This window comes from Romboutsia weinsteinii (assembly GCF_002250835.2).
GTDB classification, from domain to species: Bacteria; Bacillota; Clostridia; order Peptostreptococcales; family Peptostreptococcaceae; genus Romboutsia_A; species Romboutsia_A weinsteinii.
This window is the reverse complement of the sequence record NZ_NOJY02000076.1, coordinates 1-10,875: the sequence shown is the minus strand read 5'-3', so window position 1 is coordinate 10,875 and position 10,875 is coordinate 1. Positions and strand designations below refer to the sequence as shown.

At 26.0% G+C, this 10,875-nt stretch carries 10 protein-coding genes; all 10 read left to right on the top strand.

Annotated features, from left to right (window positions below; translation table 11 throughout):
• Positions 1 to 225 precede the first annotated feature (225 nt).
• The 10 genes from CHL78_RS18430 (at position 226) to CHL78_RS18385 (ending at position 10,465) form a co-directional block, all read left to right on the top strand.
• Positions 226 to 477, top strand: a complete 252-nt coding sequence (locus tag CHL78_RS18430; protein ID WP_116041678.1) for a Mor transcription activator family protein — start codon at positions 226 to 228, stop codon at positions 475 to 477.
• Positions 478 to 771: 294 nt separating this feature from the next.
• Positions 772 to 1,674, top strand: coding sequence for a phosphoribosyltransferase-like protein (locus CHL78_RS18425; protein ID WP_094367492.1), 903 nt, complete (start codon positions 772 to 774; stop codon positions 1,672 to 1,674).
• Positions 1,675 to 1,995, top strand: a complete 321-nt coding sequence (locus CHL78_RS18420) for a hypothetical protein (protein ID WP_094367493.1) — start codon at positions 1,675 to 1,677, stop codon at positions 1,993 to 1,995.
• A 286-nt stretch (positions 1,996 to 2,281) separates the two neighbouring features.
• The gene (locus CHL78_RS18415; protein ID WP_094367494.1) at positions 2,282 to 3,295 is read left to right on the top strand and encodes a reverse transcriptase family protein; all 1,014 of its coding nucleotides are present in this window, start codon (positions 2,282 to 2,284) and stop codon (positions 3,293 to 3,295) included.
• A gap of 230 nt (positions 3,296 to 3,525) precedes the next feature.
• The gene (locus CHL78_RS18410; protein WP_094367495.1) at positions 3,526 to 4,347 is read left to right on the top strand and encodes an abortive infection system antitoxin AbiGi family protein; all 822 of its coding nucleotides are present in this window, start codon (positions 3,526 to 3,528) and stop codon (positions 4,345 to 4,347) included.
• 3 nt (positions 4,348 to 4,350) lie between these two features.
• Positions 4,351 to 5,550: an abortive infection system toxin AbiGii family protein gene (locus tag CHL78_RS18405; protein WP_094367496.1), complete on the top strand. Its 1,200-nt coding sequence runs from the start codon at positions 4,351 to 4,353 to the stop codon at positions 5,548 to 5,550.
• Positions 5,551 to 5,847: 297 nt separating this feature from the next.
• Positions 5,848 to 6,516 carry a response regulator transcription factor gene (locus CHL78_RS18400; RefSeq protein ID WP_094367497.1) on the top strand — a complete coding sequence of 223 codons (669 nt, stop codon included), beginning with the start codon at positions 5,848 to 5,850 and terminating at the stop codon, positions 6,514 to 6,516.
• A complete protein-coding gene (locus CHL78_RS18395; protein WP_094367498.1) occupies positions 6,513 to 7,526 on the top strand; it encodes a sensor histidine kinase in 1,014 nt (337 codons plus the stop codon). Before CHL78_RS18400 ends, CHL78_RS18395 begins: the two co-directional genes overlap by 4 nt.
• Positions 7,527 to 7,623: 97 nt before the next feature.
• Complete coding sequence (locus CHL78_RS18390) at positions 7,624 to 8,391, top strand: ABC transporter ATP-binding protein (RefSeq protein WP_094367499.1); 768 nt, start codon at positions 7,624 to 7,626, stop codon at positions 8,389 to 8,391.
• The gene (locus CHL78_RS18385; protein WP_116041676.1) at positions 8,381 to 10,465 is read left to right on the top strand and encodes an ABC transporter permease; all 2,085 of its coding nucleotides are present in this window, start codon (positions 8,381 to 8,383) and stop codon (positions 10,463 to 10,465) included. Before CHL78_RS18390 ends, CHL78_RS18385 begins: the two co-directional genes overlap by 11 nt.
• Positions 10,466 to 10,875 lie beyond the last annotated feature (410 nt).

The following is a 10,875-nucleotide window of genomic DNA, read 5'->3' as shown; positions in this document are numbered from 1 at the left end:
TCTCTTAGTACAACAACAGCCATATGTATTACCTCCTATAAATTTATTATCAAATAAAATTACTTATAAGACAGTTTTACTAGGAAGTTTCATTTGATAATTATATTGTAGGTGAAATAGGGTGTGTGTAGTTAAAACCTGTGTTTGCAATATTTATTATGTAAAATGTTGTGGCGATAACTTCCTAGTTGGTATAAAATTATAGGTAAGAGGGGAGTGGGAAATATGAGAATTGATCTTGAAGAAGTACCTGAAAATCTTCATGGTATTATTGATATTGTTGGAGAGGATAAGTTTGTTGAGATAGTAAAGGTGTATGGAGGGGATAATATTTATATACCAACTTACAAGAGGATTTGTAGAATGTCAAGGGATATGGAGATTGGGAGAAAGTACAACGGGGCAAATGCTAGTCAGCTTGGAAGAGAGTATAATCTTAGTGCAAATCATGTGAGGAGGATTGCTAAGAGAGATTGATTGTAATAGAAAAAAATTATGAAAAAATAAAAAAGTTAGTAACACTGGGGTTCGGTGAGATTCGTCTCCACCATTGAAATCCACGAAAAAGGTATTGGCTAAATAGTCAATATCTTTTTTTATTTATTATAGTAAAAGTAGTGAATAGTGTATATTGATTAATATTGCATAGATATAAATTTTATGAACAAATATAAAAATAATGTATAAATAATATATATCACACGCTATTTATAAAAATTTGATATAATAAAAATTAAGTAAATAATAGGAGATTGATGTAGGTTTATAAGAATGCAAAATAATATAATTAATATAGATGAAATAATTAGAGTTTTTATTGAGAAATATGGAGAAGAAACTTATTATACTAGGGGGATAAAAGAAAAGCTATTAAATTGGATAAATAATACTGAAGACATCGAGATAAAAAATATTTTATTAGAACTTTTTAATGAGTTCAAATTATTTAATAAATTAGAAATTAAACAAATAATGGAAGAACAACTTATAGAATGCTTGAAATGTGTAGATATTGATTATACAAATATATGCCATTTTCCATCTGTTGGGAATGTGTATAATAGCTCAAGTGAAATGATTCCTTTAATAAGAGAAATAGATAGAGAAAGAGGTAATATATATTTATATAAAGATACAATAGTTCATGGAATAGAAGAAATATCAGATGATATTGAATCTGTGATATTTTTTGATGATATATCTGGAACTGGAGGGACTATAATAAAATTTCTTGAAAAAAATATAGATTTTATTAGAGAGAAAGAAATATATTTAAATTTAGTTGCAATTACTAAAGTTGCTAAGATTGAAATAGATAAATTTAAACAAGAAAATAATGATTTAAAAATATATTTAAAATATAAATATGAATTTGATAAAGTATTTGTATATCTAGATAGGCTAGAATATGGGCATAAGGATAAACTACATAAATTTGAAGAAGATGTTTGGGGTCAGAATAATAAGAATATATTAGGATATGAAGATAGCCAACTACTAGTTGGATTTGAACATAATATTCCCAATAATACAATAAGCAGTTTTTGGCTTTCTAGTGAGATGTTGCGAGAAGAAAAAAAATGGAATCCTTTATTTCATAGATATACACCAAGAAGAAGACCTAAAAAGAATAGAAAAAATCAAAATAGAAATGCAAAGAAATTAGGAGGATAAATGGAATATAAATATATTTTAATATTAAGCTACCTAAATACTATGAAATCTAGTTACTCATATAATGAGATATCTAATTTATTTGGATTAACATTTAAGCAAATAGAAACTACATTGAATGATATGGAAGAATATGGTGCTTTAGTTTTAGATAAATATTATAAACTGACAGAAGTTGGAATTAATGTTTTAGATCAATATAATTTAAAAGATATAGATTTTTTTGACACAATGAGTGAAGATGAAGAACTCTTTACTGATGAAAAAATGAACATTGAAGAAGTTTATATTCCAGATGAATTTATGAAAAAAATAAGGTGAAATATGGTATAATATAAAAAGTCAATAATCTCTAGCAATTAATAGCGAGTCGCTATTTAAGATGAAATGTTTCTTTATAGATACAGGACTAATATAAGATCGTTATTAGTCCTGCGTTGAATTAAATAAAAAGCAATTTAATTCAACAGTTTTATCGGATTAAATAAAAACCAATTTAATCAAATAAAACTATTTTCAAAAGAGCTGATTTAATTAGTTTATTAGGTATATGATATATTATTTATTTTAAGTAGAGATTATTGACAATATACAATTGGTGAGGAAAATGGACTATTTAAATAGGCTAGAAAAAAAATTAAATGAATTAGAATATGATGATTATTATAAAAGTGCATGTATTACATATGCAGAGAAATTAATTGATAATGAAGTTCCAGTAGTTTTTGATAAAAAACATTTAAGTTTGCTTATGGGAATTAACTTAGCAACTTTAAATTACTACTTAGTAAATACTGATGAATTTTATAATGAAATTAAAATACCAAAAAAGAATGGAAGGTATAGAGTAATATCAATGCCGAGTTATAATTTAAAAAAAATACAAAGATGGGTATTAGATAATATATTATATAATATAAAAGTTCATAATAAAGCAACAGGATTTGTAAGAAATAGGAGTATTGTAGATAATGCTAAATATCATGTTAAAAAAGATGTAGTAGTTAATATAGATATAAGTAACTTTTTTCCAAGTATAGATTTTAATAAGGTTTTTTATATGTTTTATAATTTAGGTTATACAAAAGAGTTATGTTATGTACTATCAAAGTTGCTAACTTACAAAGATACTTTACCTCAAGGTGCACCATCAAGCCCATATATAGCAAATATAATAATGATGAATATAGATCTAAGATTAGATGGTTTAGCTAAAAAAATAAATAGTGATTATAGTAGATACGCTGATGATATAACTATGTCAGGAAATAGAGATATAGTTGTACATGTGCCATTTATTAAATCAATAATAGAAAGCCAAGGATTTAAAGTAAATCTAGATAAACTTAAAATACAGTATAGAAAATCCAGGCAAGAGGTTACAGGTCTAGTTGTTAATGACAGACTTAGTGTAAAAAAAGAACTAAAAAAGAGTTTAAGACAGCATATTTACTTTTGTAAGAAATTTGGGGTATATGGACATTTAAAATATACAGGTAATGAAGGGAAATCTTTTTACAAAGAATATCTTTATGGGCATGCATATTTTATAAAGATGGTTGAATACGAATGCGGAAAAAGATTTATAAATGAATTAGATAGTATAAATTGGAACAGTTAAAACATTATTAGAGTTGATATATTAATATTATAGAAGATTTATAATATAAGAATAATTATATAAGTTGTGGCTTTGATTGTTGAGAATTGTATCAAACAATTAATCGAAAAAACATTGGAATTTAAACGGTTTATGGCTGCTAAATTCCTTTTTTTATACATAGATAACACAATTATAAAAACTCAATATCAAATAGCATTTATTTAGGTATACAAGGGGGAAAAGTAAAAGTGAGCGAGTTAAATCAGATACAAACGGAAGGATTAGTGTATAAAGATAGAGATAAAGTTATTTTATCTGTACAAAGTGCAAATTCATTATTTAATTTTATGAGACAAACTGAGTATTTAAAATTGATATTAAGAAATAAGGCTTTTATACCTAGATATTATGAAGAGGTAATAGATTATTTAGGATTAGATGGAGTTAATAAAATAGCCTTTCCTATGACCTGTTTTTGTGATATACATGTTCAAAAAATCAAATTTCATTGCTCTAATTATGGAAATATAGGAATCGGGATGAACAAATCATGGGGAATTAAAAATGGAATACAACCAATACATTATATAAATGATAAATCAAGAATATTTAAGGAATTGATAGATTTATTTAAGATAGAAGATGAAGATGTGAATGAGCAAATATTAGAACCGTATAAGAATTATTTATTAGAACATTTGATATTTATAAAACCTTTACAAGGTGAAATGTATAGAAAAGATAAATATGAATCTACAAATTTTCATGATGAAAAAGAATGGAGATATATACCAAGTATAGCTAATGATATTGATTTACCAGAAGTTATATCTGATGAAATTTATATGAATCAGACTGCATATAATACATTTTCGAAAGGTATATTAAGTTATGAAAAATTATGGTTAAAATTTGAATATAGTGATATCAAGTATCTATTGTTAGAAAACGAAGCAGATAGATATGATATTATACAATATATTAATAATGAGATTGATATATCGATAGAAGAAAAATTTATTTTAGCATCAAAAATAATTATATTAGATTCAATAGGGGAGGATTTATAATATATGTGCGCAAATTTCAAAAAAGCATTTCAAAAAAGAGAAACTAGTATCCCAAACTCAATACTTAAGCAACTTGAAAAAGATTTACCTAAAGGATTTTATTATAAGCCTAATAATGATGGAGCTTGTATAATGATACCAGATGATATTAATAAAATAATTAAGAAAGAATCTTTCATAATATCAAAAGAATTAAAAGATAAGAGCATTGATGAAATATTACAATATACATATAGCTCCCAACAACCATTAAAATTTAAAAATAGCATAGAAATAGATTCGAAAATAATTAAAGTAGAGGATATGGTTAAATTTCCGTTCAGCGCAGAAAAAATATCTACTAGTGAACTTGTATTATTACCTATTCCATTTGAAGTATTTACTCTACAATTAGAATGTGATAATGTAAAAAAAATAATAAATGTAAAGAGACAAGCATCAGAAGATATAAATAAGATAAATATTAAGAGCGTAGACTCAAGTGATTTAGAGTTTTCATATATGATGGATTTAAAAGAGCCAAAAATAGATTTTAATATAGATATAAATTTTGAAAGTTGTAATTCGCTAGAACAACTAATAGAAAATTTTAAATTATATAAAGCGTTTGGAGAAGGTAAACTTAAAGTTGCGGGAATAGATTTAGGAGATAGAGCTCATGAATTTAAAACCAATATAAATAATGATGCAGTGTCCGATATGATTGACTTCTATCAAAAGTTGCTAGAAGTAACTAGCCTAATAGATATAAAAGTTATACCAAAAGAAAATATAAGTAGAGAAGATATATATTCACTAGAGGAGTTATATACAACTCTAGTTAAACAAAAACCATATAAAGAAAATATAAATATAAATAAATTGAATCTTAAGGCGAGTAAAGAATTAGACGAAGATATATTTCTTGGTAAAAAAGGTGCAGCTTTTCAATCATCTGGAAACTTTGAATGTAATATTTTAGGCTCAACTATAGTATTACCTACGATAGTTGTTATCTACAATATTATAGTCACTAAGGTAAATAAAGAGAAGAGTGAAAATATAATCGATTATGATTTAGATATAACAAATATGGAGGGAAAGAAAATCTATAAATCGTGTATACACTTTAAGAATAAAGAAGAACACGACAATTATATAAGTACGGTAGACAACATTGTAGAAGAATTAAGTGGAGCACAAGAATTAAAAATAGAAGTATAGATTTTAATAATACACCAACTTTTACCTATTATTAGTTAAATAAGAATTGGTGTGTAAAATTATTAGCAACAAGGACCTTATCCTTGTATGACTCCTGGGGGCAAAATCTATGTAGAAAAGTGCAAAACTAAATTGTGGGTATGATTGTTATGAATCGTCTCCACAACTTAAGTCCACGAAAGCACATTGATAATTTTATCAATGTGTTTTTTATTTAGAAAATAGTTACATAAATCTAAAATAAGATATAATTAGATTATTCAAATAAAACAATATTATATTAGATGGAGAAAAAATATGTTTACTATAATGATAATAGAAGATAACGAATTGCTACGAAACGAAATACATAACTTATTAGATTTAAATAGATACAAAACAATAAAAATTAATGATTTCAGTAATATTGCAAAACAAGTAAAAGACTATAACCCTAATTTAATACTATTAGATATAAACCTACCTGATGTAGATGGTTTTAAAATATGTACAGAAATAAGAAGCTTTTCAAAGGTTCCTATAATATTTGTAACAAGTAGAGCCACAAACATTGATGAACTGATGGGGATAACACTAGGAGGCGATGATTTTATAACTAAGCCTTATAATACTCAAATACTTTTAGCTAGGATAGCATCCTTATTAAAAAGGGCTTATCCAAATGAAAAATCAATAGATAAGTTAGAATATAATGGAGTAACCCTAAATATATTAACCAGTACAATTGAGTATAATCATAAATCAGTAGAGCTAACAAAAAATGAAATGAAGATATTGCATTATCTATTAATAAACAAAGGAAAGATAGTTTCAAGAGTAGATATACTAGAATATTTATGGGATAGCTCATTATTTGTAAATGACAATACACTTACGGTAAATATTACTAGAATAAGAAGTAAGTTAGACGAATTAGGAGTAATAGATTACATTAAAACTAAAAGAGGACAAGGGTATATGATATGAATGTAGGACAATATTTAAGCAAAAGAACTGGTGTAATTTTTTTAAATATATTAGCTTTAATAGTTTTGTCTATATTTCTATTTAGTGTAGGAAATACATTTGAGGTAATAAAAATCATATTAATAACATGGTGTATAGTACTAGCAACATACCTATATTATGAGTATATATCTATGAGTAAATACTTTAAAGAAATAAGACAATACATTGAAAATACTGATAAAAAATATATACTAAGTGAAATAATTGAAAAACCAAAATATATAGAGGAAGTACCGTACTATGAAATTTTAAGAAAATCTAGTAAATCAATGAGAGAAGAAATAAATATAATTAAAAAACAGCAAAAAGATTATAAAGAATATATAGAAAAGTGGATACACGAAGTAAAAGCGCCTATATCAGCTATTAAATTGATACAAGAAAATAATAAAACATCAACATCAAGAGTAGTACTACAACAATTAGAAGAAATAGATGCTTATGTAGAACAAGCACTTTTTTATGCTAGAAGTGAGGATGTAGAAAAAGATTATTTAGTAAAAGAGATAAATTTAGAAGAATGTATTAACAAAGTTATTACAAGAAATAAGCAAGTATTAATATTAAATAATATTGATATTGAATTACAGGATATAGATAAAAATGTGTATTGTGATAGTAAATGGCTAGAATTTATACTAAATCAAATTATAGTTAATTCTATAAAGTATAGAAAAATACAGGATCCAACTATAAAGATATATTCTAGTGAAATTAAAAATGGAGTAATGTTAAGAGTTTATGATAATGGAATAGGTATACCTAAAAGTGAGATAAATAGAGTTTTTGATAAAGGATTTACAGGGAATAAAGGTAGAGTAAATCATAAATCAACAGGAATAGGGCTATATTTATGCAAAAACTTATGCGATAAACTAGGGTTGATGCTACAAATTAATTCTAAAGAAAATGAATATACAGAGGTTAATATTATTTTTCCAAGAGGAAACTTTTCTAAGTTTGATTAAACCTATATTGTAGTGTGACGAAAGTGTAACATTAATGAAAGGTTAAATGAAATCAAAACAAGGATAAATATTGTAAAATAACCTTGAGGTGATGAATATGAATGAAATATTAAAAATCGAAAGTATAGAAAAATACTACGGAAACAAAGGGAATATATTAAAAGCAATTGATGATGTAAGTTTTATAGTTCAAGAAGGGGAATTTGTTGGAGTAATGGGACCGTCTGGTTCAGGCAAGACGACTTTACTAAACACTATAGCAACTATTGATGAAGTAAGTTCTGGTCATATTTATTTAAATAATCAAGACCTAACTGAAATAAACAAAAAGAATATTGCAAAGTTTAGAAGAGAAAATTTAGGGTTTATTTTTCAAGATTTTAATTTATTAGATACTTTAACTATACATGAAAATATAGCTTTAGCACTTACAATAAATAAAACTAAGAAGGATGAAATAGACAGTAAAGTAAAAGTAGTATCAAGAGAGTTGGGAATTGAAGAGATATTAACAAAATACCCTTATGAAGTATCAGGAGGACAAAAGCAAAGAACTGCATGTGCAAGGGCATTAATTACAAATCCAAAGTTGATACTTGCAGATGAACCAACTGGAGCATTAGATTCTAGGTCGGCTCAAATGCTAATAGAAATGATTTCTAATATGAATAAGAGTTTTAAGGCTACAATATTAATGGTTACACATGACTCATTTACAGCAAGTTATTGTGATAGAATTTTGTTTATAAAGGATGGAAAGGTATTTACGGAATTAGTAAAGGGCAGTAATTCACGAAAACAATTTTTTAATCAGATATTAGATGTAGTTGCATTGTTAGGTGGTGATGTAAGGGATGTACGTTAAGTTAGCTATAAACAATGCAAGCAAAGCAGTTAAAGATTACTTAATTTACTTTATTACAATAACAATGTGTGTAAGCTTGTTTTACGCATTTACATCTTTGTCTAGTTCTGGATATGAATTAATAACAGAAGATACCTTTAATTTTGAGAACTTAAAGAAGATGCTAAAGTACTCAACTTATTTTATAACAGCGATATTAGCTTTACTTGTAGCCTATGTAAGTAAGTATATGATTAAAAGAAGACAAAAAGAGTTTGCAACTTATATATTGTTAGGTGCAGAGCAAAGGGTAATAGCACTTATGTTTTTTGTTGAGATGCTATTAGTAGGAGTATTAGCCATAGTATGTGGAATATTTGTTGGAACACTTTTTTCACAAGTTGTGACAGCTATGGTGTATATGAGTACTAGACAAGAAATTGTATTTTCATTTAAGTTATATTGGGATACTATAGGTATTACATTTGCTTTTTTTATTGGGATGTTTTGTTTAGTAGGAGTTTATAATATTAGAGTTTTAAATAAGCTAAAACTTATAGATATGATGAACAGTAGTAGAGTAAGTGAATTTAAGTTTAAGAGAAGTAAGAGGGTTTATACAGGAGTGTTCTTAATATCCATAGCACTATACAGTATATTTGTGTACTCTAGCAAATTTATACTAGATTCTAAGGATAATGCAAGTGGAAGTAACTCTGTAATAAGTACAAATCAAATGCTGTTAGTAGAGCTTGTTTCTTTAATATCATTTATATTAGGGACATATGCTTTGTTTTATTCAATAGCATATATACTTATAAGAATAAAGGAAAAATGGGTGAATTTCAGATACGAAGGAACAAATCTTTTTTTACTAGGCTCTATTGTATCTAAAATAAAAACAGCTCCAATACTTATGGCTACTATATCCTTAACATTTTTAGGAGCATCAATAAGTTTGGTACTTACACTTTTGATGTCTCAATGGTCCTTGGGATTCTTAGACTATAGGGTTCCTTTTGATATAGAGATTAGAACTGCATATTCAGATTTTAGAAAAGATGAGAAAAGAAGTATACATAAAATAGAGGACATGCCTGAGTATAATTATTCACAAGTAATAAATCATTTAGAAAACTCTGGAGTAGAGATAAATGAGTATGAAGAGGTAGAAAAGTATTTTATTGGTGAAGATGACTTTTATAAAAGAGATAGATATGATACGCCAGCATTGGCTATAAGTTTAAGTGATTTTAATAAATTAAGAAGTATGCAAGGTTATGAAAAAGTACATTTAGATAATAATGAATACACAACTCAATGGGATAGAACTACTGAAGATACGGAAATTGATAAATATATAAAAGAAAATAAAGTTATAAAAGTAGGTGATAAGGATTTAGCTATAAGTGAAAATACATATTATAAAGAATCCTTAGGAGAAGGTATTTACAACTTTCCTGCAAGTAATGTTATTATACTTCCTGATGAAATATGTAAAAAACTATTAAGTGCGGGTGTAAATTTATTTGTTACAACTGATAATAAAATGAGCTATGAAGATGCTATTAAATTTGAAGATGAATATATACCTACTTGGTTTGAGAATAACAATAAAGAATTAATGAAAAACTATGATGACTCTTATTATTTTGCTGATGCAAGTATAAAGTCAGCAGAAACCAGTGAAATAGTAAATGCTACTTTGGGTATGAGAATATTAGGGTTATACTTAGGAACAGTTTTACTTATGATAAGCTTAACAGTACTTGCACTTAGCCAGCTTACAGATTCTATTGAGCATAGAGATAGATTTGAAGTTTTAAGAAAGTTAGGAATAGAAGAACACAAGATTAGTAAAATAGTTTTAAAACAAATAAGTATATATTTTATAATACCTGTAGTAATTGGGGTTATAGGATTTGTAGTATTTATTTATAATTTCTACCTAGTATATGAATCTTTTATTGCTAGTTATATAGGTGATAATTTGTTTGTTTTAAATATGATTGTAGGTATAGTGCTGATGATTATGATTTATGTGAGTTATTTTGTAGGAACTTATTATACCTTCAATAGGAATATAAAAAATTAAGATAGTACTTGGATAAATTATTAGTACTTAGGCCAACACAGATAGAGATAACTTAAATACAAAAAAGGTATTGTTTTAAACAATACCTTTTTACTTTAAACAAGCTCCATAACAATCAAGCACCTCATCCAAAAACGCCTCTGTAACATCAAGATGCTCAGTCATATCATGCTTGCTTCTACATCCTTCCTTTTTTTATGTTTCTATGCTTAATTGTACTACATTGAAATTTGTAATATAATGAAAATAAAAGATTTGGAGATAGGAACTATGAATAAGTATAAATTTCTAAAAAATAGAATAAAAAATATATTTGTTGGATTTTATATAGATGAAGAGTTTGAAGAATATCCATATATAGATATAGATAAAACGAATAAAGAAATAATTAATAATAGATGGTTTGGAAT